The 23,969-nt window shown below is 65.7% G+C and carries 20 protein-coding genes; 16 read left to right on the top strand and 4 right to left on the bottom strand.

The window, feature by feature from the left end:
• Positions 1–10: 10 nt before the first annotated feature.
• The 4 genes from tkt to DW352_RS11285 all read left to right on the top strand — a co-directional run bounded on the left by tkt (position 11) and on the right by DW352_RS11285 (position 5,625).
• Positions 11–2,023 (top strand): transketolase, encoded by a 2,013-nt coding sequence (gene tkt / locus DW352_RS11270; protein WP_115691271.1) that lies wholly within the window; start codon positions 11–13, stop codon positions 2,021–2,023.
• A gap of 103 nt (positions 2,024–2,126) precedes the next feature.
• Positions 2,127–3,134 (top strand): type I glyceraldehyde-3-phosphate dehydrogenase, encoded by a 1,008-nt coding sequence (gap, locus tag DW352_RS11275; protein WP_115691273.1) that lies wholly within the window; start codon positions 2,127–2,129, stop codon positions 3,132–3,134.
• Between the two features lie 133 nt (positions 3,135–3,267).
• On the top strand, positions 3,268–4,464 hold the full coding sequence (locus tag DW352_RS11280; RefSeq protein ID WP_115691275.1) for a phosphoglycerate kinase: 1,197 nt from the start codon (positions 3,268–3,270) through the stop codon (positions 4,462–4,464).
• A gap of 132 nt (positions 4,465–4,596) precedes the next feature.
• Positions 4,597–5,625 carry a class I fructose-bisphosphate aldolase gene (locus DW352_RS11285; RefSeq protein ID WP_115691277.1) on the top strand — a complete coding sequence of 343 codons (1,029 nt, stop codon included), beginning with the start codon at positions 4,597–4,599 and terminating at the stop codon, positions 5,623–5,625.
• Positions 5,626–5,761: 136 nt separating this feature from the next.
• Here the strand turns inward: DW352_RS11285 and DW352_RS11290 are convergent, their stop codons facing one another.
• Complete coding sequence (locus DW352_RS11290) at positions 5,762–6,691, bottom strand: helix-turn-helix domain-containing protein (protein ID WP_162826914.1); 930 nt, start codon at positions 6,689–6,691, stop codon at positions 5,762–5,764.
• Positions 6,692–6,812: 121 nt separating this feature from the next.
• Between DW352_RS11290 and glcF the strand changes: the two genes are divergently transcribed.
• Together glcF and DW352_RS11300 are read left to right on the top strand one after the other, a co-directional pair.
• The gene (gene glcF / locus DW352_RS11295) at positions 6,813–8,147 is read left to right on the top strand and encodes a glycolate oxidase subunit GlcF (RefSeq protein ID WP_115691281.1); all 1,335 of its coding nucleotides are present in this window, start codon (positions 6,813–6,815) and stop codon (positions 8,145–8,147) included.
• 16 nt (positions 8,148–8,163) lie between these two features.
• Positions 8,164–9,675 (top strand): FAD-binding oxidoreductase, encoded by a 1,512-nt coding sequence (locus DW352_RS11300; protein WP_115691283.1) that lies wholly within the window; start codon positions 8,164–8,166, stop codon positions 9,673–9,675.
• Positions 9,676–9,726: 51 nt separating this feature from the next.
• Here the strand turns inward: DW352_RS11300 and DW352_RS11305 are convergent, their stop codons facing one another.
• Entirely contained in the window at positions 9,727–10,446 is a 720-nt protein-coding gene (locus DW352_RS11305; RefSeq protein WP_245434407.1) for an AraC family transcriptional regulator, read from the bottom strand.
• A 169-nt stretch (positions 10,447–10,615) separates the two neighbouring features.
• On the opposite strand from DW352_RS11305, the gene DW352_RS11310 reads away from it, so the two are divergent.
• Both DW352_RS11310 and DW352_RS11315 read left to right on the top strand, forming a co-directional pair.
• Complete coding sequence (locus DW352_RS11310; protein WP_115691287.1) at positions 10,616–12,196, top strand: MFS transporter; 1,581 nt, start codon at positions 10,616–10,618, stop codon at positions 12,194–12,196.
• 57 nt (positions 12,197–12,253) lie between these two features.
• Positions 12,254–12,892, top strand: a complete 639-nt coding sequence (locus DW352_RS11315; protein ID WP_115691289.1) for a glutathione S-transferase family protein — start codon at positions 12,254–12,256, stop codon at positions 12,890–12,892.
• A gap of 81 nt (positions 12,893–12,973) precedes the next feature.
• On the opposite strand, the gene DW352_RS11320 is transcribed toward DW352_RS11315, so the two are convergent.
• Positions 12,974–13,288, bottom strand: a complete 315-nt coding sequence (locus tag DW352_RS11320; RefSeq protein WP_162826665.1) for a hypothetical protein — start codon at positions 13,286–13,288, stop codon at positions 12,974–12,976.
• 167 nt (positions 13,289–13,455) lie between these two features.
• Here DW352_RS11320 and DW352_RS11325 point away from each other — a divergent pair, with 167 nt between their 5' ends.
• The 8 genes from DW352_RS11325 to DW352_RS11360 all read left to right on the top strand — a co-directional run bounded on the left by DW352_RS11325 (position 13,456) and on the right by DW352_RS11360 (position 21,809).
• On the top strand, positions 13,456–15,642 hold the full coding sequence (locus tag DW352_RS11325; protein ID WP_115691293.1) for a tetratricopeptide repeat protein: 2,187 nt from the start codon (positions 13,456–13,458) through the stop codon (positions 15,640–15,642).
• A gap of 44 nt (positions 15,643–15,686) precedes the next feature.
• A complete protein-coding gene (locus tag DW352_RS11330) occupies positions 15,687–16,343 on the top strand; it encodes a thiamine phosphate synthase (protein ID WP_115694368.1) in 657 nt (218 codons plus the stop codon).
• Positions 16,340–17,314 (top strand): tetratricopeptide repeat protein, encoded by a 975-nt coding sequence (locus DW352_RS11335; protein WP_115691295.1) that lies wholly within the window; start codon positions 16,340–16,342, stop codon positions 17,312–17,314. Before DW352_RS11330 ends, DW352_RS11335 begins: the two co-directional genes overlap by 4 nt.
• Before the next feature lie 145 nt (positions 17,315–17,459).
• Positions 17,460–18,254, top strand: a complete 795-nt coding sequence (locus DW352_RS11340; protein WP_115691297.1) for an inositol monophosphatase family protein — start codon at positions 17,460–17,462, stop codon at positions 18,252–18,254.
• Between the two features lie 299 nt (positions 18,255–18,553).
• Positions 18,554–19,534 carry a flagellar motor protein MotA gene (locus tag DW352_RS11345; protein ID WP_115691299.1) on the top strand — a complete coding sequence of 327 codons (981 nt, stop codon included), beginning with the start codon at positions 18,554–18,556 and terminating at the stop codon, positions 19,532–19,534.
• Positions 19,535–19,649: 115 nt separating this feature from the next.
• Positions 19,650–20,675 (top strand): peptidoglycan -binding protein, encoded by a 1,026-nt coding sequence (locus DW352_RS11350; RefSeq protein ID WP_115691301.1) that lies wholly within the window; start codon positions 19,650–19,652, stop codon positions 20,673–20,675.
• Between the two features lie 115 nt (positions 20,676–20,790).
• Positions 20,791–21,234 (top strand): DUF4031 domain-containing protein, encoded by a 444-nt coding sequence (locus tag DW352_RS27635; protein WP_115691303.1) that lies wholly within the window; start codon positions 20,791–20,793, stop codon positions 21,232–21,234.
• A gap of 14 nt (positions 21,235–21,248) precedes the next feature.
• Complete coding sequence (locus DW352_RS11360) at positions 21,249–21,809, top strand: GNAT family N-acetyltransferase (protein ID WP_115691305.1); 561 nt, start codon at positions 21,249–21,251, stop codon at positions 21,807–21,809.
• Between the two features lie 165 nt (positions 21,810–21,974).
• On the opposite strand, the gene DW352_RS11365 is transcribed toward DW352_RS11360, so the two are convergent.
• A complete protein-coding gene (locus tag DW352_RS11365) occupies positions 21,975–23,783 on the bottom strand; it encodes an ABC transporter transmembrane domain-containing protein (RefSeq protein ID WP_115691307.1) in 1,809 nt (602 codons plus the stop codon).
• Positions 23,784–23,969: the final 186 nt, after the last annotated feature.

The raw sequence follows: 23,969 nt of genomic DNA on the forward strand, positions 1-23,969 counted from the left end.
TCAGGCGGCCATGGCGGCCAACGAACGCCACGGGTCCGCGACCCCGATCACGGCACACAAAAGCATGGCGAACGCGATCCGCGCGCTGGCCATGGACGCGGTCGAAAAGGCGAACTCCGGTCACCCCGGCCTGCCGCTCGGCGCCGCGGACGTCGCCACTGTCCTGTTTTCGCGCTTTTTGAAATTCGATCCGGCGGCGCCGAAGTGGGCCGACCGCGACCGCTTCGTGCTGTCGGCCGGCCACGGCTCGATGCTGCTCTACGCATTGCTCTACCTCACCGGCTATTCGTCGGTGACGCTCGACGAGATCAAGCGCTTCCGCCAACTCGGCTCGAAGACGCCCGGCCACCCGGAAAACTTCGTCACCGAAGGCATCGAGACCACCACCGGCCCGCTCGGCCAGGGGCTCGCCACCGCCGTCGGCATGGCGATCGCGGAGCGGCATCTCGCCGCGGAGTTCGGCGGCATCGTCGACCACAAGACCTACGTGCTGGCCTCCGACGGCGACCTGATGGAAGGCATCAGTCAGGAAGCCATCGCCCTCGCCGGCCATCTCAAGCTCTCCAAGCTGATCGTGCTGTTCGACGACAATGGCATCTCGATCGACGGCGCGCTGTCGCTGTCGGACTCGGTCGATCAGGTCAAGCGCTTCGAAGCCGCCGGCTGGGCGTCGTGGCGCATCGACGGGCATGACCCGGAAGCCATCGCCGCCGCGCTGGAGAAGGCGCAGAGCGCCGACCGCCCGGTGATGATCGCGTGCAAGACCACCATCGGCTATGGCGCGCCGAACAAGGCCGGCAAGTCCTCGTCGCACGGCTCGCCGCTCGGCGCCGACGAGATCAAGGGCACCCGCGCCGCCCTCGGTTGGGACTATCCGCCATTCGAAATTCCGGCGGACATCCTGTCCGCCTGGCGCATTGCGGGCAGCCGCTCACAGGGCGTGCATGCCGCCTGGCAGAAGCAGCTCGCCGCGGTCGAACCGGCCAAACGCGTCGAGTTCGAACGCCGCATGAAGGGCGATTTGCCGCTTGAAGCGCTCGCCGCCGCGATGCGCGCGCTCAAGGAAAGCCTCGTCGCAACGCCGAAGAACATCGCCTCGCGCAGCGCGTCCGAATACGCGCTCGAATTCCTGGTGCCGGCGGTGCCGGAAATGGTCGGCGGCTCGGCCGATCTCACCGGCTCCAACAACACCCGCACCAAGTCGATGAAGGCGATCTCGGCCGCCGACTTCTCGGGCCGCTTCATCCACTACGGCATCCGCGAGCACGGCATGGCGGCCGCCATGAACGGCATGACGCTGCACGGCGGCATCATCCCCTATTCCGGCACGTTCCTCGTCTTTTCCGATTATGCGCGCCCGGCGATCCGCCTCGCGGCGCTGATGGGCGAACGCGTCATCCATGTGATGACGCACGACTCGATCGGCCTCGGCGAAGACGGCCCGACGCACCAACCGGTCGAACACCTTGCGGCGCTGCGCGCCATCCCGAATCTGCTCGTGTTCCGTCCGGCCGATGCGGTCGAGACCGCCGAGTGCTGGGAACTCGCGCTGAAGTCGAAGGATCGGCCGAGCGTGCTCGCGCTGACGCGCCAGAACCTGCCGCAATTGCGTGACCGCCTCGACGAAGAAAACGTGTGCGCCCGCGGCGCCTACGAGATCGCCGGCCCCGACGGCGCCGCGCAGGTCTCGATCTTCGCCACCGGCTCGGAAGTTTCGATCGCGGTCGACGGCGCGAAGCTCCTGGCCGCCAAGGGCGTTGCTGCGCGCGTCGTCTCGGTGCCGTCGTTCGAACTGTTCGCCGAACAGCCTGAGGACGTCCGCCGCGCCATCATCGGCACCGCCCCGGTGAAAATCGGCGTCGAGGCCGCCGTCCGGATGGGCTGGGATGCCATCATCGGTTCCGACGGCATCTTCGTCGGCATGACGACTTTCGGGGCCAGCGCGCCCTACAAGGAACTCTATCAGAAATTCGGAATTACCGCTGAGGGGATTGCCGAAGCGGCATTAAGTAAACTTCGTTAGAGCGTCATGGCAGGGCTTGACCGAGCGATCCATCTATAATTCGAACATAGATGGATGCTTGGGTGGAACCTGGGCATGACCGAAAGGACCCGGGAGCGACGAAATGACTGTACGCGTAGCCATCAACGGATTTGGCCGTATCGGCCGCAACATCCTGCGTGCCATTGCCGAGGGCGGCCGCAAGGACATCGAGGTCATCGCCGTCAACGACCTCGGTCCGGTTGAGACCAACGCCCATCTCCTGCGCTACGACAGCGTGCACGGCCGCTTCCCGCACGAGGTTACCGTCAAGGGCGACACCATTTCCATCGGCAACGGCGCCATCAAGGTGACGGCCGAGCGCGACCCGTCCAAGCTGCCGTGGAAAGACCTCGGCATCGACATCGCGCTGGAATGCACCGGCATCTTCACCGCCAAGGACAAGGCCTCGGCCCACCTGACCGCCGGCGCCAAGCGCGTGCTGGTCTCCGCGCCGGCCGACGGCGCCGACGCGACCATCGTCTACGGCGTCAACCACGACAAGCTGACCAAGGACCACCTGGTCGTCTCCAACGGCTCCTGCACCACCAACTGCCTGGCGCCGGTCGCCAAGGTGCTGAACGACACCGTCGGCATCGAGACCGGCTTCATGACGACGATCCATGCTTACACGGGCGACCAGCCGACGCTCGACACCATGCACAAGGATCTCTACCGCGCCCGCGCCGCGGCAATGTCGATGATCCCGACCTCGACCGGCGCCGCCAAGGCGATCGGCCTCGTCCTGCCCGAGCTCAACGGCAAGCTCGACGGCGTTTCGATCCGCGTGCCGACGCCGAATGTGTCGGTGATCGACTTCAAGATCGTCGCCAAGAAGGCGACCACGAAGGAAGAGATCAACGAGGCGATGAAGCGTGCGGCCGAGCAACAGCTCAAGGGCATCCTCGGCTACACCACGCACCCGAACGTTTCGATCGACTTCAATCACGACCCGCACTCGTCGACCTTCCACATGGACCAGACCAAGGTCATGAACGGCACGCTCGTGCGCGTGATGTCCTGGTACGACAACGAATGGGGCTTCTCCAACCGCATGGCCGACACGGCCGTGGCGATGGGCAAGCTGATCTAACTTCGAACCGTCATCCTGAGGTGCGCGGCGCAGCCGCGCCCCGAAGGATGACGGGCACGGTCTAACGGCCGCCACCCTTCGAGGCTCGGCCTTCAGCCGATCACCTCAGGGTGACGGCAAAAGAGCCTTCCTGATGTCTCAGAGCTTCCGCACCCTCGACCATGTCGATGTGAAGGGCCAACGCGTCCTGGTCCGCGTCGATCTCAACGTCCCCGTCGAAAACGGCGTTGTCACCGACGCCACCCGCATCGAGCGCGCCGCGCCCGCGATCACCGAGATCGCCGACAAGGGCGGCAAGGTGATCCTGCTGTCGCATTTCGGCCGCCCGAAAGGCCGCGATCCGAAGCAATCGCTCAAGCCTGTCGCCGCCGAAGTCGCGCGCGTGCTCAAACGCCCGGTGAAGTTCGCCGACGATTGCATCGGCGAGGTTGCCGAAAAGGCCGTCGCCGCAATGAAGCCGGGCGACATTCTGTGCCTGGAAAACACCCGTTTCTATCCGGGCGAAGAGAAGAACGATCCGCAGTTCGTGGCCGCGCTCGCCAAGCTCGGCGACGTCTGGGTCAACGACGCCTTCTCGGCCGCGCACCGCGCGCACGCCTCGACCGAAGGCCTCGGCCATCTCCTACCCGCTTACGCGGGCCGCAGCCTGCAGGCTGAGCTCGAAGCGCTCGGCAAGGCGCTCGACCATCCGACGCGCCCGGTCGCCGCAATCGTCGGCGGCGCCAAGATCTCATCCAAGCTCGATCTGCTCGGCAATCTGTTGCAGAAGGTCGATGTCCTGATCATCGGCGGCGCCATGGCGAACACATTCCTGATGGCGCAGGGCAAGAGCGTCGGCCGTTCGCTGGTCGAGCGCGATCTCGTCGACACCGCACAGAAGATCATGGACGAGGCCAAGGCCGCCGGCCGCGAAATCGTCCTGCCGGTCGACGCCGTCGTTGCCGAAAAGCTCGAGGCGCATGCGCCGTCGCGCGTCGTCGCGATCGACGACGTCGAGGATAAGGATATGATCCTCGACATCGGCCCGCGCAGCATTGAACAGGCCGTCTCCGTGCTGGCGCGGGTCAAGACTTTGGTGTGGAACGGCCCCTTCGGCGCGTTTGAGATCGAGCCCTTCGACAACGGCACCGTCGAAGTGGCGGAGGCCGCGGCCGAACTCACGGCCGCCGGTAAGCTTGTCACGGTAGCCGGGGGTGGCGACACCGTCGCCGCGCTCAACGTGGCCGGCGTCGTGGAACGGTTTACCTACGTATCGGCCGCCGGCGGGGCCTTCCTCGAATGGATGGAAGGCAAGGCCTTGCCAGGCGTAGAAGTTTTACGCGCGCAGTAAGTTCACCGGTCATGCCCCGCGCAAGCGGGGCATCCCGTAACCCGAAGGCCCGTTGGCTGCTCAGGGATACTGGATCGGCCGCTTTCGCGGACGATGACGCCGAGAGATGCATTGATGAGAGGGGAGTTGACGATGAATCTGGACGAACTGAACAAAGTGGCTCGCGCGATGGTCGCACCCGGCAAGGGCATTCTGGCCGCGGACGAGTCCACCGGCACGATCAAGAAGCGTTTCGACGCGATTGGCGTCGAGAACACCGAGGACAATCGCCGCGACTACCGCGAGATGATGTTCCGCACCGCCGAGGCGATGAAGAACCACATCTCCGGCGTCATCCTTTACGACGAAACGATCTGGCAGAAGGCCAAGGACGGCACACCGCTCGTGAAGATCATCGAGCAGATGGGCGCGATTCCCGGCATCAAGGTCGATGAAGGCACCAAGCCGCTGCCGAACTGCCCGGGCGAACTGATCACCGTCGGCCTCGACAAGCTCGCGGACCGCCTGACCAAGTACTACGAGCAGGGCGCGCGTTTCGCCAAGTGGCGCGCGGTGATCGACATCGGCGCCGGCATTCCGAGCTACACCGCGATCCGCACCAACGCCCATGCGCTGGCCCGCTACGCCGCGCTGTGCCAGGCGGCGCAGATCGTGCCGATCGTCGAGCCGGAAGTGCTGATGGACGGCGATCACGACATCGACCGCTGCTACGAGGTCACCGAGTTCATGCTCAAGGAGACCTTCCAGGAGCTTTACTATCAGCGCGTCGCGCTCGAAGGCATGGTGCTCAAGCCGAACATGGCCGTGCCGGGCAAGAAGAGCGCGAAGAAGGCTTCGGTGCAGGAAGTCGCCGAGAAGACCGTGAAGATGCTCAAGGAATGCGTGCCGGGCGCCGTACCGGGCGTCGCCTTCCTCTCCGGCGGTCAGTCGGACGAAGAAGCGACCGCGCATCTCGACGCCATGAACAAGATCGGCAATCTGCCGTGGGGCCTCACCTTCTCGTACGGTCGCGCGCTGCAGGCCGCGCCGCAGAAGGCGTGGTCGGGCAAGGCGGAGAACGTCGCTGCCGGCCAGCGCGCCTTCACGCACCGCGCCAAGATGAACGGCCTCGCCGCGCTCGGCCAGTGGAAGGCCGACCTGGAAAAGGCGAAGGCGGCGTAAGCGCGCCCGCTCATCAGGGCGATCGCCCACCCACCAGCGTCATGCCCGGCCTTGTGCCGGGCATCCACGTTTTTGGACCCTGCCAACAAGCAAGACGTGGATGGCCGGGACAAGCCCGGCCATGACGGCGACAGAGTCAGTGCCCCTTGCGCAGGTCGCGGGGCGCTTCACCGAAGCGGGCGCGGAACGCCTTGCTGAAATGCGACAGGTCGCCAAAACCGGCCGCGTAAGCGATTTCCGAGATGGTGCGGCCATGTTGCGCCGGATCGCTCAAGATGCGCCGGCATTCCTGTAAACGGCTCTCCAGCAGCCAACGGCCGAAGCTCGCACCCGTTTGCTCGAAGCGCAGATGCAAGGTGCGCAGCGAAATGCCGAATTGCGCGGCGACCGCGCGCGGGTTGAGCGTCAGATCCGAAAGACGGGCGCGGCAATAGGCCATGATCGCCTCGGTCTGCGTCGCCGACGGCATGTCCTCGACCGGCCCCTGCGGCGCCGTCGCCAGTGCCAGCAGATTGCAGAGATTATCCGTGAGCAGTTCGGCCTGATGCGCGTCGAGACTGCCGCTCGCCAATTCGACGAGATGTCGGCGGACCAGATCGACATAAGGCGATGACGCCGCGACCTTGCGCGAAGGCCCACGACGCAGCCAAGGCGCGCGCGCCTCGATACGCTGGCGCGGCACCACGGCGAGCAGACGGCTCACCGCGCTCGGAAAGCGCACCCGAAACGGCCGCGTGCCATCGACGATGCCGACCTCGCCCGGCGCCAGCCAGTAGGGATCGCCACCTTGCTCCAGGCCGCTCGAGCCGCGCTGCTGCAAGCTGATCAGGTAGTGATCGTCGCTGGCCCGGTTCACGTGGCCCTTCTCCCGCACAATGAAGTGCCCGGTCGAAGAGAAGGCGGCAAAGCGCAGCAGCCCGAAAGCCTGCCCCGACAGGCTGGCGCGAAAGGTTTCACCCGGCGCCTCCGGCACGACGTTCAGCACGGCTTCGCACACGGCATCGCGCCAGAACGAAAGCCCCTCGCGGGCCCGCACGCTATCGGTCGACCAGGTTTTCGCGGACATGGCCCGCTCCATCGCTTAGAGCCCGGCAAGGCTCGCAAAAACTATACGGCTTTGCGCGCTCGGCCAAGCCGCTGCACGCACGGCCAAGACCGCGCCGCGCCGGCCGCCGTAACGTTGCGCCATGCGCACGAACTTTACCGCCGCCCAGCTCGCCGACCCGGCCATCGCCGAGGCCGACCAGATCCTGCAGACCTGCGTCCACTACGGCTTCTGCACCAATGCCTGCCCGACCTACGTGCTGACCCGCGACGAGAACGATTCCCCGCGCGGCCGCATCGATCTCATCCGCGCCATGCTCGAGCAGGGCGGCACGCCCGCGCCCAAGACGGTGCACCATCTCGACCGTTGCCTGTCGTGCCTGTCCTGCATGACCACCTGCGCGGTGAAGGTCGACTACGTGCATCTGATCGACCGCGCGCGCACCTATATCGAGCAGCACTACCGTCGGCCCCTCGCCGACCGCTTGATGCGCGCCCTGCTCGCTTTTGTGCTGCCCCGGCCGCGTCTGTTCGAGACGGCGATGCGGGCCGGCTGGCTGGCGCAGCCGTTCTCATCGATGCTGCCGTCACGGCTGCGTGCCATGCTGTCGATGATTCCCGCGCAGGCATCGCCCGATATCCTCGCGCCCCGGATCTATCCCGCCGACGCTTCGCGCAAGAAACGCGTCGCGCTGCTCGCCGGCTGCGCGCAACAGGCGCTCAACGGCAACATCAATGCCGCCACCATTCGCTTGCTGCAGCGTCACGGCTGCGAGGTGGTGATCGCGGAAGGCAGCGGCTGCTGCGGTTCGCTGCCCTTGCATATGGGCCGCGAAGACGAGGCCAAGCGCTTCGCCGCGGCGAATGTCGACGCCTGGTCGCGCGAAGCGCGCGTGCACGGCCTCGATGCCATCATCGTCAACGCCTCGGGCTGCGGCACGACGATGAAGGATTACGGCCATCTGCTGCACACCGACGATGCCAAGACCGCCAGCGCCCTCACCCGCGACATCACCGAGGTGCTGCACGACATCGGCCTAATAACGCCGCCGAACCCGCGCGCCTATCGCGTCGCCTATCACGATCCCTGCTCGATGCAGCACGGCCAGAAGGTGATCGACCAGCCACGCGCGCTGTTGCGCGCCGCCGGCTTCCAGGTCGTCGACGTGCCGGAAAAGCATTTCTGCTGCGGCTCGGCCGGCACCTACAATCTGCTTCAGCCGGAGATGGCCGAGGCTCTGGGCCAGCGCAAAGCCGCGCACATCGACAGCACCACGCCCAACATCGTCGCCACCGGCAATATCGGCTGCATGACGCAGCTTTCCCGCTATCTCGGCAGGCCCGTCGTCCACACGGCCGAACTGCTCGACTGGGCGACCGGCGGACCGCTGCCGCCGGCGCTGGAAGGCGTACCGCTGCCGGAGCCGCAAGCCGTTCAAACACAGGTCGCACCGGCCGCCGACGCCGGTTTCTGGTGAGTATCAGGGGAAAATGATGAGCGCGAACTTCGACGCCTTCTTCAACGAGATCCAATCCAAGCTCGGCACCGACGCCGTCAACCGCAGCGACGAGACGCTGACGCGTTACGGCGAAAACACCATGCCCGGCGGCGACCGCCGGCCGGCCGGCGTCGTTTATCCGGCATCGACCGCCGAGGTGCAGACGATCGTGCGCGCCGCCAACACGCACAAGGTGCCCCTCTATCCGGTATCGACCGGCAACAATATCGGTCTTGGCAGCCGCTCCGCGTCGAAAGCCGGCCAAGTGATCGTCGATCTCGGCCGCAAAATGAACCGCATCCTGGAGATCAACGACCGTCTCGCTTATTGCGTGGTCGAGCCCGGCGTCACCTATCAGGCGATCACCGACGAGCTCATGCGCCGCGGCGGCCAGCTGATGCTCGACGTCACGTCGGGCCCGCCGCAAGGCGGCCCGCTTGGCAACGCGCTCGATAAGGGCGCGGGCTACACGCCCTATTTCGATCACTTCGGCTTCGCCTGCGGCATGGAGGTCGTGCTCGGCAACGGCGAGGTGCTGCGCACCGGCGACGGTTCAATCGACAGCGACAAGCTCGTCAACTGGCACACGTCGAAATATTCGTTCGGACCGATCCTCGACGGTCTGTTCACGCAGTCGAACTACGGCATCGTCACGCGCATGGGCTTCTGGCTGATGCCGCGGCCGCCCGCCGTACAGTCATTCCACTTCACGTTTCCCGACGACGATGATCTCGAAGAGGTCATCGAGCTGTGCCGGCCGCTGAAGATGTCGAACTTCGTGCCGACGCTCTTCCGAGTTGCCAACGATCTCTATCTCAGCGCGTCGGAAGGCCAGAGCAAGGAATACGGCAGCGGCAAAGCGTTCTCGACCGAAGGCCGCCGCGCCCTGCGCGAGCACTTCGGCCTGGGAGCTTGGAATATCTCCGGCGCGTTCTACGGTCCGAACGAAGCGGCCATGGCGCCGATGATCCAGCGCGTGCGCGATCACTTCATGAAATCGGGCAAGGCGCGCTACATCGACCACGAGCAGGCCAAGTCGATCCCGACTCTGCAGGTCGCGATCAACGCCTTTTCCGGCACGCCGAGCCTCGGCGAACTGGGCCTGCTGAAATGGCGCCCGGGCGGCGGCAACATCTGGTTCACGCCGGGTACGCCGATGGACGGCAAGATCGCCAACGAATTCCAGCATCTCTGCCGCAAAATCTATGAGGATCACGGTTTCGATTACACCGTGATGAATGTCTGCGGCGCCCGTTTCGCCCGCGGCCTGCACGTCATCACCTTCAATCGCGAGGACGCCGACGAGAGCAAACGCGCCGACGCCTGCTATCGCGCCATGGCCAAGGCCTTCGCCGAGCGCGGCGTATTCGTCGGCCGGGCGCCGCTCGACTATCACGACATGCACTTCGCCCAGACCATGCCCGGCTTCCGCCAGGCTTGTACGGCGATCAAGCAGGCGCTCGACCCGAACGGTGTCATCGCGCCGGGCCGCTACGGCATTCAGTAACCGACGGAAGAAGGCCGCGTCACCGGACGCGGCCTTTTCGTGCGCCTTCCATCAACGCTTCCGATCGTCAGCCGGAGAAGTGGATTGGTCGAGAAATGCGGTCGGCGTCATGTGCGTGACCTGCCTGAAGGAATAGCAAAACGCCGCCGTGCTGGCGAAACCGACATGCGCAGCCACGCGCGCAATCGAGCGCCCCGACGATAGCTGATCGATTGCAAGCACGATCCGCGCGCGCTGTCGCCACGCCTTGAAGGTCAATCCGGTCTCGGCGGGAAACAGACGGCTGACGGTGCGGACGGACGTGGCCGAGCGCGAAGCAATTTCGTCGATATCGAGTTGATGCCGCACATCGGCCAGAGCGACCTTGGCAACGCGCTTGCCGATCGCGCCCGACGGCAGCGGCAAGAAGGTCGGCGCGTCGGGCACCTCGGTAAGTTCGTGGAGAATGAGCTTTACGACGAGCCTGGTCTTGTCGAGGACGGCGTTCGCCCGAAACGCCGCGAATATCAACTCCCGAAGAAGGGGCGTCACTTTCAACGCGAACGTCCTGTCGAGGGACTTGGACGGCGCCCAATTCCGCGTTGCCGACGGGGCCCAATAGATCATCCAGAAATCGGAATCGGAGAGCACATCGAGTCGATGAGCGACTCCCGCCGGCAGCCAAACGGCGAGTTGCGGTGGCACAAGCCAGCGGCCATACGCCGTATGGACCTGCATCGCTCCCGATGCGGCATAAATGAGCTGCGCCTCGTCATGCGCATGCAGCACCACGGACGAGCCCCGTGCCTTGCTCCCGCGCCGCGTCCGGAAAAGCGGCCGTTCTGCGGATTGGCGTGTCATCGATATCCTTTGGCGCAACATCGCGGAAACGCATGGATACTGTCAATTACGCGTCCAGTTCAAGGACGCGTAATTCTCGTATCCATAAGAGTCGACTGTCATGCCATCTGCAACATCCGCGCCGCGTCTCCGCGCCGATCGGAACTTCCACCGCGTCATCTGGCTCACGCTGGCGCTATTCCTCTCCTATCTGTGCGTGGCGATGTCGCTGCCGGTGACATCGATCTACGTCACCACGCAACTCGGCTTCGGCAACGCGCTTGCCGGCCTCGCGGTGGGCATCGCCTTTGCCTCGACAATTCTCACGCGCGGGCTGGCCGGCCGCCTGACCGATCACCGTGGCGGCAAAGCCTGCATGATCTGGGGCTTCGTCGTCTATGCGCTGGCCGGCGTCGTTTGCGGCGCTGCGAGTTTGCCCTCTCTACCGGCGCCGATCGCCTACGGCATTCTCATCGCCGGCCGCCTGCTTCTGGGTCTGGGCGAAAGCTTGGCGACGGTCGGCGTGATGGGCTGGACCTTGGGCATCATGGGGCCGCAGCATTCCGGCCGCGTGTTCGCACTCATCGGCATGGGCATCTACGGCGCTTTCGCGATCGGCAGCCCCATCGGTTTAGCGTTGTTCGATCGGGGCGGGTTTGTGGGCACGATGGCTGCCTGCACGCTCGTTCCCCTTATCGGCCTCGCGATGGTGCTGCCGGTGACGGCCGCAGCCCTGCACACCGGCAAGCGTCCTTCGTTCTGGCGCATCATCGGCCGCATATGGGAGCCGGGCCTCGTGCTCTTCTGTCAGGGCATTGGCTTCGCGGCGATCGGCGCGTTCATGCCGCTTTTGTTTCTGCATCAAGGCTGGCCCCATGCCGGACTGGGATTCACGTGCTTCGGCGGCTCTTATGTGCTGGTGCGCATTTTGTTTGGCCATCTGCCCGATAAAATCGGCGGCATCCCTGTTGCCCTGATTTCAATGGCGATCGAAGCGGCCGGACAGTATTTGCTGTGGTCGGCGCCGAGCCCTGCGCTGGCTCTCCTCGGCGCTTCCCTGACTGGCGTCGGCTGCTCGCTCATCTTCCCGGCGATGGGCCTCGAAGTGGTGCGGCGCGTCGCACCGCACTTGCGCGGCACGGCAACGGGCGGCTTCACGGCTTTTCAAGATTTGGCCTATGGACTCACCGGTCCGGTGACGGGCTTGCTGGCCGACCAGTTCGGTTACGGTGTCGTCTTCCTGATCGGCGGGTTCGCCGGCCTTGTCGGGTCCTGGTTGTTATCCTTCTTGCACGCAAGGATCCCGAACTGGCCGCGTAACACGCGCAAACGAGGTGGGCGCGACTTCGCACCCACCTCGCCGCGCTTAATTTTCACCAGACCAAATCAGTCGCAGTTGGTCTTCTTCACGGTGGTCGAACCGCCGATGCCTTCGCGGTGCACGGTCTTGCTATCGCAGCCGCCCGCGCCGGTCGTTTCCTTGGTAATGGTCTTCTTCTCGCCGAGAATGCCTTCGCGTTTCTCGACGGTTACCGAGGAATCGGCCGGCTTGTCGTGTTCGATCACGACGGCGGGATCGCGCCGTTCTTCGATGACGGTGGTCTGCGCGCTTGCGCCAAGGGTACCGAAGGCGGTCGCCGCCAGCGCGAGAGCAAGAACATTGAGCTTCATAGTAGCCTCCTGCTATGGGAACTCCGCATGACAACGCGATATATGTTGATCGCGTTCCCGCGGTTCCCCGTTCGCAAGGACACATCCCGTGATCGATCTTTACACCTGGACTACCCCTAACGGCCGCAAGGCCTCCATCATGCTCGAGGAAATCGGCCTGCCCTATACGGTGCATCCGATCGACATCAGCAAGGACGAGCAGTTCGCTCCGGACTTCCTCAAGATCGCGCCGAACAACCGCATCCCGGCGATCGTCGACCGCGACACCGGCATCGCGCTCATGGAGACGGGCGCGATCATGATCTATCTCGCCGACAAGACCGGCAAGCTGCTGGCGAAGGAAGGCGAACGGCGTTACCGCGCCATTGAATGGCTGATGTGGCAGATGGGAGGCATCGGTCCGATGCTCGGCCAGGTGCATCACTTCGTGAAGTATAACCCCGGCAAGGCGCCTTACGCCGAAGAGCGTTATCTCAAGGAAGCGCACCGTCTCTACAAGGTGCTGAACACGCGCCTCGAAGGCCGCGAATTCGTCGTCGACGAATACTCGATCGCCGATATCGCGATCTGGCCGTGGGTCTCGCGCTTCGAATGGCAGACCATCGACATGAAGCAGTATCCGAACGTGAAGCGCTGGTACGAGACCATCGCCAAGCGGCCGGCTGTGCAGAAGGGTTACAGCGTGCCGAAGGATACCGGCCCGATCCCGATCCCGATGCCGGCCTGACGGTCACGCGTGGCATGAAAAAGAAAGCCCCCGGTTTTTACCGGGGGCTTTTGTATTAAGCGCTGGCGTCAAGCGCGGTTCTTACGGACAGAACCACACCGGCCCGACAATGACGCAGCCGCGACGCTGCCAGTCACGGGGCCGCGCATGATAGCGATGCCAACCGCGCGGCGCGCTGCGATAGCGTTGACCGGCCCGATAATGCGAATGCGGAGGGCCGCGGAAGGTCGGGCCGCGATGAACGTTCCCCGGGCGACGGTTGTCGTGACGATACTGCACGTCCACGATGTCGGACGGCGACGTCAGACCCTTCTGATGCTGTGCCGGCGCGGCAGACGCCGCCCCGAACATCGCCAACGAAAACAAGAACGAAAGCGCGATGCGCCTACCTCGCATAATCAGATCCTTTTTCTTTTGAAGAAACCCCACGGATAACGTTTTCGATCCGCTTTGGTTCCAGACTTGGTGCCGCGTCGCGCGCGGAATAATCTTAATAGTGATTCGTCACGCGCCCGTCACCTACGGGCGCTGCCGCGTCTGTCGCCGCCTATCAACAATGTCCCATGGCCCAGCCGCAAACCAAAGCCGCAAGCGACCTCACCGACTTGCTTCGCCGCGCCGCCGCGCATCACCAGCGCGGCGAACTGACGCAGGCGGAGACGCTCTACAGCCAAGTGCTGGCGCGTCAGGCCAATAATTTCGACGCCTTGCATCTCTACGGCGTGCTGCTGCACCAGCGCGGCAGACCCGTCGAGGCACTCGCGTCGATCGGCAAAGCGCTCGCTGCCAATGCACGGGCGCCGGCTGCGCATTCCAACCACGGCATCGTTCTCGCGGTGCTCAACCGTCATGCCGAAGCGGTCGAAGCCTATGAGCGCGCCATTGCGCTCAAGCCCGATTATGCAGAAGCGCACAATAACCGCGGCAATGCGCTGCGCGCCCTCTCCCGCACCGAGGATGCCCTGGCCGCCTTCGACCGCGCGCTGGCGCTGAAGGCCGATTACGCCGAGGCGCACAACAATCGCGGCAACGCGCTGATGGAGGTCGGTCGCCGGGAGGAGGCGCTCGCGAGCTACAACGCGGCGCTCGCGGCGCGGCCGGCCTATGCCGACGCGCTCGTCAATCGCGGCCAATGTCTGAACGCGCTCAGGCGCGCGGACGAGGCGCTCGCCGATTTCGACAGAGCGCTGACGCTTCATCCGCACCACGCCGTGGCGCTGAAGGAGCGCGGCCGGCTGCTCTTCGATCGCGGCGAGCTCGCCGCAGCGCTCGATTGCTACGACCGTTCGCTCGCCATCACGCCCGACGACGCCGAGACCCATGCCCGACGCGGTCTCACGCTGCGCGACCTCAAGCGTTTCGACGAGGCCTTCGCGGCCTACGACCGCGCGCTGGCGCTCAAACCGGATTTCATCGATGCGGTCGTCGCGCGCGGCAACGTGTTCTACCAGATGGGCCGTTTCGCCGAGGGGCTGGCCGAGTACGAGCGCGCGCTGGCGATGCAGCCCGACTTCGCTTACGGCTTCAATAATCGCGGCAACGCGTTGCAGGCGCTCGGCCGCCACAGCGAAGCCTTGGCGAGCTACGAGCGCGCGCTGACGATCGATCCCGCATACACCGAAGCCTATAACAACCGCGGCAATGCGCTGGTCGAGCTCAACCGGCTCGACGAGGCGCTGAGCGACTACAACGCGGCGATCGGCGGCAAGCCTTTCGCCTCGGCGCTGGTCAATCGCGGCAGCGCATTGCGCTATCTCGACCGCGCCGACGAGGCGCTGGCGAGCTTCGATCAGGCGATCGCGCTCGAGCCCAACATGCCGGAAGCGCACTGGAACAAGGCACTGCTGTGCCTCACCCTCGGCGATTATGAGCGTGGCCTCGAAGGCTATGAATGGCGCTGGCGCGGCGCCACCGAACTGACCCCGCGCGGCTTCTCCCAGCCGCAATGGCGCGGCGAGGACGTCGCCGGCAAGACGATCTTGCTGCACGCCGAGCAAGGCTTCGGCGACAGCATCCAGATGCTGCGCTATCTGCCGCTGGTGAAAGCCAAAGGCGCGCGCATCGTGCTCGAACTGCCGGATGCCCTGATACCGTTGCTCGGAGCCATGGCCGACAACGTCACTGTTTTCAACCGTGGCACGCCACTGCCGCCGTTCGATATGCATTGCCCGCTGATGAGTTTGCCGCTCGCCTTCGGCACGCGCGTCGAGACCGTTCCGGCGGAGGTGCCTTACCTGCATGTGCCGGCCGAGCGGCGCGAGCGCTGGCGCGCGCGCCTGCCGAAAGACGATACACGCCGCGTGGGGCTGGTGTGGTCGGGCAAGCCGAGCCACAAGAACGACCACAACCGCAGCATTGCGCTCGGACGGCTGGCGGCGCTGATTGCGACACCGGGGCTGTCCTTCGTCAGTCTTCAGCGCGAATACCGCGACGCCGACCTCCCCGTTCTCGCGCAATTGCCGATCGCCCGTATCGACGACAGCATTGCCGATTTCGCCGACACCGCCGCCGTGGTCGAACAATGCGACCTGGTGATCGCGGTCGACACCGCCGTGGCGCATCTTGCCGGCAGCCTCGGCAAGCCGCTCTGGGTCCTGCTCTCGCACATCCAGGACTGGCGCTGGCTGCGAGACCGCGCCGACAGCCCGTGGTATCCAAGCGCCCGCTTGTTCCGGCAATCGCGTGACGGTAACTGGGACAGCGTCATCGCGACCTTGACCCGTGAGCTTGCGGCCCTCGCCGCCGGCTGACGGACGGTCAATATTCCGCCCGATTGGGCTACCATGCGGACATCATGGCCTCTCGACCCAAACAGGCGGAACCGCGCCCTCAGCCGCGCCTTTATCTCGTCACCCCGCCGGTCGGGGACGCCCGGGCCTTTGCGGCCCGGCTCGCGGCGGCGATGCCCGCGGGCGATGTCGCCGCCGTCCTGCTGCGGCTTGAAGCGGGCGACGAGCGCACCCTGATCAACCGCGTGAAGCAATTGGCGCCGCTCGTGCAGGAGCGCGATGCCGCGCTTCTCATCGAAGGCCATGCCGACCTCGTGGCCCGCGCCGGTGCTGACGGCGCGCATCTGACGACTATTGCCGATTTCAGCGATGCGCTGGACGCGCTTCGCCCCGATCGCATTGCCGGCTGCGGTGGACTCGAGAGCCGCCACGACGCCATGGTCGCGGCCGAACAGGGCGCCGACTACGTGATGTTCGGCGAGCCCGACGCCGACGGCCACCGTCCCGCCTTCAGCGCGATCGAAGAGCGCGTGTCGTGGTGGGCCGAAGTGTTCGAGGCGCCCTGCGTCGGCTTCGCCGCCGCGCCCGAGGAAGTGGCGCCCTTGGTCGCCGCCGGCGCCGATTTCGTCGCCCTTGGCGATTGGGTCTGGCAGCAAAGCGATGCCGCCGGCGCCATCGCGCTGGCGCAGCAGCAACTGCGTCTGTCGGAGTCCGCGGGATGAGAGCCGCCTTGCTCGGCGTGCTGCTCGCCGCTGCCTTGGCGGCGCCGGTGGCCGCGCAGCCCAGGCGGGCGACGCCGCCGCCAGCGTCGACGCCAGCGCCGCCGGCACCACCGGCGCCATCGGCCAATGCCGACGAAGCCTTCGGCGCCTATCAGCGCGGCTTCTATCTGACCGCCCTGCGCGCGGCGACGGCCCGCGCCGAACAAGGCGATGCCGCCGCCATGACGCTGCTCGGCGAGCTTTACTCACAGGGCCTCGGCGTCAGCCGCGACATCAAGAAGGCCGCCGACTGGTACAAGCTGGCCGCCGACCGCGGCGACCGCAACGCCATCTTCGCGCTCGGCATGATCAACTTCGACGGCCGCCTCGGCCAGCGCAACATGACGGAAGCCATCCGGCTATTCACGGATGCGGCCAAACGCGGCCATGTGATTGCCGCCTACGACCTTGGGCTGCTCTACCTGCAGGGCCACGAGGTGACGCAGGACTTCGCCCACGCCGCCGCGCTGTTCACGGACGCGGCCAACGCCGGCAATCCGGAAGCGCAATACGCGCTCGCCACCATGTACAAGGAAGGTCGCGGCGTCCCGAAAGACCCGGCCAAGGCCATGGCACTGATGGGCCAGGCCGCCCTCGCCGGCAACGTCGACGCCATGGTCGAATACGCCATCGGCGAGTTCAACGGCGACGGCGTGGCCAAGAACGAAAGCGCCGCCGCGCAGCTTTTCCTCAAAGCCGCGCGCCACGGCAGCGCCATCGCCCAGAACCGTCTCGCCCGCATCCTGATGGCCGGACGCGGCATGCCGGCCGACCCGACCGAGGCGATCAAGTGGCACATCATCGCCAAAGCCGGCGGCGCCGGCGACCCGGAGCTCGACATCTTCGCCGCCAAGCAGAAGCCGGATGTGCGCGATGCCGCCGACAAGGCGGCCAAGAAGTGGCTCGCCGGCGCCCCGGGGCTGAAGTCGTGATCCTTGTCCCTCCCCTGAAAGGGGAGGGCGGACGACGTCCGCCGGGGTGGGGTCTTTCTTACAAATATGCTAGGCGCCCCCCACCCGGCCGCGCTAAAGCGCGTCCACCCTCCCCCATCGGGGGAGGGATAGAAAAGAAAGCAGCATGATCCATTCCGCCCTCCTCAACGTGATGATTGCCGCCGCGCGCAAGGCCGCGCGCGCGCTCAAGCGCGACTTCGGCGAAGTCGAGAAGCTCCAGGTCTCGATGAAGGGGCCGGCCAATTTCGTGTCCGCCGCCGACCGGCGCGCCGAGGAGACGCTGTACCAGGAGCTGAGCAAGGCGAGGCCCGGCTACGGCTTCCTGGGCGAGGAGGAAGGCCACCGCGAAGGCACCGACAAGACCAATACCTGGATCGTCGATCCGCTCGACGGCACCACCAACTTCCTGCACGGCATCCCGCAATTCGCGATCTCGATCGCGCTGGAGCGCGACGGCGCGATCGTCGCCGGCCTCGTCTACAATCCGGTCATGGAAGAGCTGTTCATCGCCGAGAAGGGCAAGGGCGCCTTCCTCAACGACCAGCGCGTCCGGGTCGCGGCCCGCCGCAGCCTGTCGGATGCGGTCGTCGCCTGCGGCCTACCGCATCTCGGCCGGCCCGGCATCCCGCTAGCGCAGAAGGAAACCGAGGCCGTTCAGCACAAGGTCGCGGGGCTGCGCCGCTTCGGCGCCGCCTCACTCGATCTCGCCTGGGTCGCCGCCGGCCGGCTCGACGCCTACTGGGAGCGGGACATCAAGCCGTGGGACATGGCGGCTGGCATCATGCTGGTGCGCGAGGCCGGCGGCTACGCCTCCGACTGCGACGGCAAGGAGGACATGCTCAGCAAGGGCGAGGTCATCGTCGGCAACGAGACGATCCACAAAGAATTGCTGCAGGTTATCAAGAGCGCGAAGGCGTAATCGTCATTCCGGGGCGCGGCCCTCTCCCCTCCCCCCGCGCGCTTTTGCGCGTGGTGGGGAGGGGTCGGGGGTGGGGGGCGAAAGTGAACACAAGCGCTCGATAAAATCCCCCCACCCCGGTTTGCATCATGACGTGATTCAAACCGACCCTCCCCACCGCTACGCGGGGGGAGGGTAAGAAAGCGCCTCAATTTCATCCGCCATCACCATTAAGGGTTCCCCACACGGGTATTTTTGCCCGTCACGGGTCTGTGCCATATTTGTTTGGCAGGCTCCGTGCCGCCGTTTACCCTCAGGCCATGGCAAAAGAACTCGACCCGCTCAAGCTCTCCTCCCCCCGCATCTTCCTGTTCCGGATGCTGGTCTTCGTCGTCCTGGGCGGGCTGATCGCCTTCCTGCTGCAAAAGCAGATCCAGGTCGCGTTCATGGCCAATCCAGGCCTTAACGCCTTGATCCTGGGCGTGCTGGCCATCGGCATCATCCTGGCGCTGCGGCAAGTGCTGCGGCTCTATCCGGAGATCGCCTGGGTCAACAATTTCCGCCTTGCCGATCCGGGCCTCGCCGTCGAGCGTCCGCCGGTGCTGCTGGCGCCGATGGCGGCGATTCTCGGCAGCCGCGTCGGCCGCACCGCCATCTCCTCGCAGCTGATGCGCGGCATCCTCGATTCGATCGCCACCCGCCTCGACGAAGCACGCGACATCTCCCGCTACATGACCGGGCTGCTGGTCTTCCTCGGCCTGCTCGGCACGTTCTGGGGCTTGATCGAGACCGTGAGCTCCGTCGGCAACGTCATTCAGGGCCTCAAGGCCGGCGGCGACGCGGCCGGCATGTTCGATACGTTGCGCGAAGGTCTCGCCGCGCCGCTCGGCGGCATGGGCATCTCGTTCTCGTCCTCGCTGTTCGGTCTCGCCGGCTCGCTGGTGCTCGGCTTCCTCGACCTGCAATCGAGCCAGGCGCAGAACCGATTCTACACCGAGCTGGAAGACTGGCTCTCGACCACGGTCTACGACCATTCCGCCGAACCGGGCGCTGGCGGCGTCGGCGTCACCGCCGAAGTGCGCGGCGCGATCGACCGCCTGCGCGAAGCCGTCGATCAGGCCGGATCCGGCAAAGCGGCGTCCGCGGCAATGGCCAACCTCGCCGAGGCGATCCAGGGCCTGGTGCATCACATGCGCAACGAACAACAGATGATCCGCGACTGGGTCGACGGCCAGGCCGAGCAACAGCGCGAGATCAAGAAGCTGCTCGAGATCATGGTGCGCGAGAACGCGAACCGGTGACCCATTGATGCGGACAGAGTTGCCGCATTCTCCGCTCATTCCCGCGCAAGCGGGACTCCAGCGCTGGGTCCCCGCTTTCGCGGGGACGAGCGGGCCAAGTCGGAGTACCTAACGAATGGCCCTCGCACGCTCACGCCGCGGCGACAACGGCATGAACTACTGGCCGGGCTTCGTCGACGCGCTGTCGACGTTGATCCTGAGCATCATCTTCATCCTCACGGTGTTCGTCGTGGTGCAGTTCTTTCTGCAGCAGGAGGTCGCCGGCAAGGACACCGCGCTCAACCGCCTCAACGCGCAGATCGCGCAGCTCACCGAACTCCTCTCGCTCGAGAAGAGCGGCAAGACCGACCTCGAGGAGCAGCTTGCGCAATTGCGCGCCTCGCTCGCCAGCGCGGAGACCGAGCGCGACAAGCTCAAGGGTGCGGCCGACGCAGCCGGTGCGGCCGGCGCGAGTGCCGAAGGCCGCATCGCGGGACTGCAGACCGAACTCGATAACCAGAAGAACATCACGACGCGCGCCTTGGCGCAGGTCGAAGTCCTCAACCAGCAGATCGCCGCGCTGCGCAGGCAACTTGCCGCGCTCGAACAGGCGCTCGACGCTTCCGAGAAGAAGGACGCCGAGTCGCAAAGCCGCATCCGCGAACTCGGACAACGGCTGAATTTGGCGTTGGCCGAGCGCGTGCGCGAACTGTCGCGCTACCGCTCCGACTTCTTCGGCAAGCTGCGCGAGATCCTCGGCAACCGGCCGGACGTGCGCATCGTCGGCGACCGCTTCGTGCTGCAATCGGAATTGTTCTTCGACACGGGCAAGGCCGACCTGTTGCCGGAAGCCAAGAGCGAACTCGACAAGGTCGCGACCGCGCTGATCGAACTCGAGAAGCAGATTCCAACCGATATTCCGTGGGTGCTGCGCGTCGACGGCCACACCGACGTGCGACCGATCACCGGCCAGTTCAAATCCAACTGGGACTTGTCGGCCGCGCGCGCCATCTCGGTGGTGCAGTATCTCGTCGGCAAGGGCGTGTCGCCGCAGCGGCTCGTCGCCGCCGGCTTCGGCGAATTCCAGCCGATCGATCAGGCCAAGACCGACGACGCCTATCGCCGCAACCGCCGCATCGAGTTCAAGCTGACGGAGCGGTAAGTTGGCTCCGTCATGCCCGGCCTTGTGCCGGGCATCCACGACCTTTGGGTCTGACAGCAAAGTAAGACGTGGATGGCCGGGACAAGCCCGGCCATGACGATGTTGGAGCCGGCCAATGACCGTCTACGTCGACGAAGCAATCTGGAGCTGGCAGGGCCGCAAATGGTGCCACCTGCTCGCCGACGACATCGACGAACTGCACCGCTTCGCGCGAGAGCTTGGCCTGCATCGTATTTCGTACCAGGGGCCGCCGAAGACTGCCTCGCCACATTACGACATCACGTCGTTCGAACGTCGCCGCGCGATCGTCTACGGCGCGATGGCCGTCGACCGCACGACCATTGTCATGGTGCTACACCGGTTGCGGCGGCAAGTGGCCACTTCGATCCGTCATCCTGAGGTGCGCGACACCGATCTCGGGTTTACCCGAGATCGGCACAATAGAGCTCAAATCGGCTACAGCCGACTTGAGGGCGCGCCTCGAAGGATGACGGGCACCGACTCAGCGGCCGTTCATCCTTCGAGGCTCGCCGCGAATGCGGCTCGCACCTCAGGATGACGCGGACAGGTTGCATGACTCCCCTCACCCTGCGCGCTTACACCGAAGCCGACGAAGACGGGACAATCGAGCTGTGGCGCCGCACCTGGCAGCAGCATTATCCGCGCATCGACTTTTCGGCGCGCGTTGGCTGGTGGCGCGAGCGCTGGCGCAAGGAGCTGGTGCCGGTCGCGACGATTACATTGGCCGAGATGGATGAGGCGCAGGAAGCGCCCCATTCTCCGTTCATTCCCGCGCAAGCGGGAATCCATGAGCAAACAGGCAATGCCGATCAGCCTGGGTCCCCGCTTTCGCGGGGACGAACGGGTAAGAAGTTGCTCGGCTTCGTCACCGTCGACCGGAAGACCCACTATCTCGACCAGTTTGTCGTCGCACCGGAAGCCTGGGGCACCGAGGTCGCGAAGGCGCTGATGGACGCGGCCAAGAGACAATCGCCCACCGGCCTCGATCTTCTCGTCAACAAGGACAACGCCCGCGCCATCCGTTTCTACGAGAAGCATGGGTTTGTGTACGCGGGCGAAGACAAGAACCCGGTGTCGGGCATCGCGGTGGACCGGATGGCGTGGCGGCCGTAGCAGCTTGAGGCAAGCGGCGCCGCAAACTCGGCGTCATGCCCGGGCTTGACCCGGGCATCCATGATGACTTGCCGCACGTGTGAGCTTTACATACCGCAGTGCGCGTGGAGGATCATCATGGATTGCCGGGTCAAGCCCGGCAATGACCATGGGGAAAGGTCACGCTCACGCCTGCTCGAACTGCAGCTTCGCAAGCCGCGCATAGAGCCCGCCACTCGCGGTGAGCGCGGCATGCGTGCCTTCCTCGACGATCTTGCCACGGTCGACCACCAGGATGCGGTCGCACGACTGCACCGTGGCGAGGCGATGCGCGATGACGATCGACGTACGCGAGGCCATCAGGCGTTCGAGCGCCTGCTGCACCAAGGTCTCGCTCTCGGCATCGAGCGACGACGTCGCTTCGTCGAGCAACAACAGCGGCGCCTCGCGCAGAATCGCGCGGGCGATGGCGATGCGCTGACGCTGTCCGCCCGACAAGGTGATGCCGCGCTCGCCGAGTTGCGTGTCGTAGCCCTGCGGCAGGCGCGCGATGAATTCCGCAGCCGACGCCGCCTCCGCCGCGCGCGCGATCTCCTCATCGCTGGCGTCCGTCTTACCGAAGCGGATGTTCTCGCGCACGGTGGTGGCGAACACCACCGGGTCCTGCGGCACCAGCGCGATGCGCGAGCGCAGATCGGCGGGGTCGGCCTGCGTGACATCGACGCCGTCGAAGCTCACCGTCCCGGTCTGCGGATCGTAGAAGCGCAGGATGAGATGGAAGATCGTGCTCTTGCCGGCGCCGGAGGGACCGACCACCGCCAGCTTCTCGCCCGGCTTGACGCTGAACGACAACCCATCAAGCACGCCGGCCAGCGGCCGTGCCGGATAGGAGAAGCGCACGTCGCGGAACGTCACCGCGCCGCGTCCGGGCACCGGTAATTTCACCGGCTGCGGCGGCGCCGTGATCTTGGACTTGATGTTGAGCAGCTCGAACAGCCGCTCGGCGGCGCCGGACGCCTGCGCGATCTCGCCCCACACCTGGCTGAGCTCGCCGAGGCCGCCGGCGGCGAACACGGCGTAGAGCACGAACTGGCCGAGCGTGCCCGGCGTCATGCGCTGGGCCAGCACGTCCTGCGCGCCGATCCACAGCACCATTACCACGCTCGCGAAGACGAGGAAGATCGTGACGGCGGTGAGGATGCCGCGCGCCTTGGTCGCGCCGCGCGCCGCGTCATAGGCCTCCTCGACGGCGGCCTTGAAACGCAATGACGCGAGCGCCTCATTGGTGAAGGCCTGTAGCACGCGCACCGCGCCGATCAGTTCGTTGGCGTAACCGGACGCTTCCGCCAAGGTGTCCTGCGCGGCGCGGCCGCGCTTGCGCACGGCGCGGCCGAACCCGACCAGAGGCAGCACGATCACCGGAATGGCGACGAGCACGAACAGCGACAGCCGCGGGCTCGTCACCACCATCATCACCGCGCCGCCGAGGAACAGCACGAGATTGCGCAGCGCGATCGACACCGAGGCGCCGACCGCGGATTTGATCTGCGTCGTATCGGCGGTGAGGCGCGAGATCAGTTCGCCGGAGCGCGCGCTGTCGAAGAAATCCATCGACAGGCGCGTCACATGCGCGAACACGTCGTTGCGCAGGTCGGCGACGATGCGCTCGCCGAGCGTTGTGACGAGGTAGTAGCGCAGCGCGCTCGACACCGCGAGCACGGCGACGACCGCGATCATCACCGCGAAATAGCTGTCGATGAGCTGGACGGCCTTGTCGGAGAAGCCGAAATCGATCATGCGCCGCAGCGCGACCGGCACCAGCAAGGTGGTCAACGCCGCGACCGTCAGCGCGATCAGGGCGGCGATGGCCCGGCCGGTGTAGCGGCGGATGTAGGGGACGAGCCCGGCGAGCGGTTTCAGCCGCGCGCGGCCCTTTTCGGCGGGGGCCGGCGCGGTGCTTCCGCCGAGACCGCGACCATCACTTGAAATGTCCATTGCGACGCCTTCGACTTGACTGCTTCTTCCTGCGTCGCCCCCGCGCGGGATACCGGGGAACCCCGGCCGCCGGCACGGCCGGCAAAGTTGGCCGGACAATGCCCCGGCGCCTTGATAAGGGTCAATCGGCAGGCTGGCGGGACGGGTTGCCTCAGGCCTCCGCCTCCTGTATAGACCCGCGAAATT

The sequence above is a fragment of the Pseudolabrys taiwanensis genome (assembly GCF_003367395.1).
GTDB lineage: Bacteria > Pseudomonadota > Alphaproteobacteria > Rhizobiales > Xanthobacteraceae > Pseudolabrys > Pseudolabrys taiwanensis.

What these genes read in the sequence shown, in the direction of transcription:
- DW352_RS11280 (WP_115691275.1), top strand. Translation starts at nt 3,268, where the DNA reads ATGTCTCAGAGCTTCCGCACCCTCGACCATGTCGATGTGAAGGGCCAA.
- DW352_RS11320 (WP_162826665.1), bottom strand. Translation starts at nt 13,288, where the DNA reads ATGCGAGGTAGGCGCATCGCGCTTTCGTTCTTGTTTTCGTTGGCGATG.
- DW352_RS11310 (WP_115691287.1), top strand. Translation starts at nt 10,616, where the DNA reads ATGCCATCTGCAACATCCGCGCCGCGTCTCCGCGCCGATCGGAACTTC.
- DW352_RS11330 (WP_115694368.1), top strand. Translation starts at nt 15,687, where the DNA reads ATGGCCTCTCGACCCAAACAGGCGGAACCGCGCCCTCAGCCGCGCCTT.
- DW352_RS27635 (WP_115691303.1), top strand. Translation starts at nt 20,791, where the DNA reads ATGACCGTCTACGTCGACGAAGCAATCTGGAGCTGGCAGGGCCGCAAA.
- DW352_RS11285 (WP_115691277.1), top strand. Translation starts at nt 4,597, where the DNA reads ATGAATCTGGACGAACTGAACAAAGTGGCTCGCGCGATGGTCGCACCC.
- glcF (WP_115691281.1), top strand. Translation starts at nt 6,813, where the DNA reads ATGCGCACGAACTTTACCGCCGCCCAGCTCGCCGACCCGGCCATCGCC.
- DW352_RS11350 (WP_115691301.1), top strand. Translation starts at nt 19,650, where the DNA reads ATGGCCCTCGCACGCTCACGCCGCGGCGACAACGGCATGAACTACTGG.
- DW352_RS11335 (WP_115691295.1), top strand. Translation starts at nt 16,340, where the DNA reads ATGAGAGCCGCCTTGCTCGGCGTGCTGCTCGCCGCTGCCTTGGCGGCG.
- DW352_RS11290 (WP_162826914.1), bottom strand. Translation starts at nt 6,691, where the DNA reads ATGTCCGCGAAAACCTGGTCGACCGATAGCGTGCGGGCCCGCGAGGGG.
- DW352_RS11365 (WP_115691307.1), bottom strand. Translation starts at nt 23,783, where the DNA reads ATGGACATTTCAAGTGATGGTCGCGGTCTCGGCGGAAGCACCGCGCCG.
- gap (WP_115691273.1), top strand. Translation starts at nt 2,127, where the DNA reads ATGACTGTACGCGTAGCCATCAACGGATTTGGCCGTATCGGCCGCAAC.
- DW352_RS11325 (WP_115691293.1), top strand. Translation starts at nt 13,456, where the DNA reads ATGGCCCAGCCGCAAACCAAAGCCGCAAGCGACCTCACCGACTTGCTT.
- tkt (WP_115691271.1), top strand. Translation starts at nt 11, where the DNA reads ATGGCGGCCAACGAACGCCACGGGTCCGCGACCCCGATCACGGCACAC.
- DW352_RS11300 (WP_115691283.1), top strand. Translation starts at nt 8,164, where the DNA reads ATGAGCGCGAACTTCGACGCCTTCTTCAACGAGATCCAATCCAAGCTC.
- DW352_RS11340 (WP_115691297.1), top strand. Translation starts at nt 17,460, where the DNA reads ATGATCCATTCCGCCCTCCTCAACGTGATGATTGCCGCCGCGCGCAAG.
- DW352_RS11360 (WP_115691305.1), top strand. Translation starts at nt 21,249, where the DNA reads ATGACTCCCCTCACCCTGCGCGCTTACACCGAAGCCGACGAAGACGGG.
- DW352_RS11345 (WP_115691299.1), top strand. Translation starts at nt 18,554, where the DNA reads ATGGCAAAAGAACTCGACCCGCTCAAGCTCTCCTCCCCCCGCATCTTC.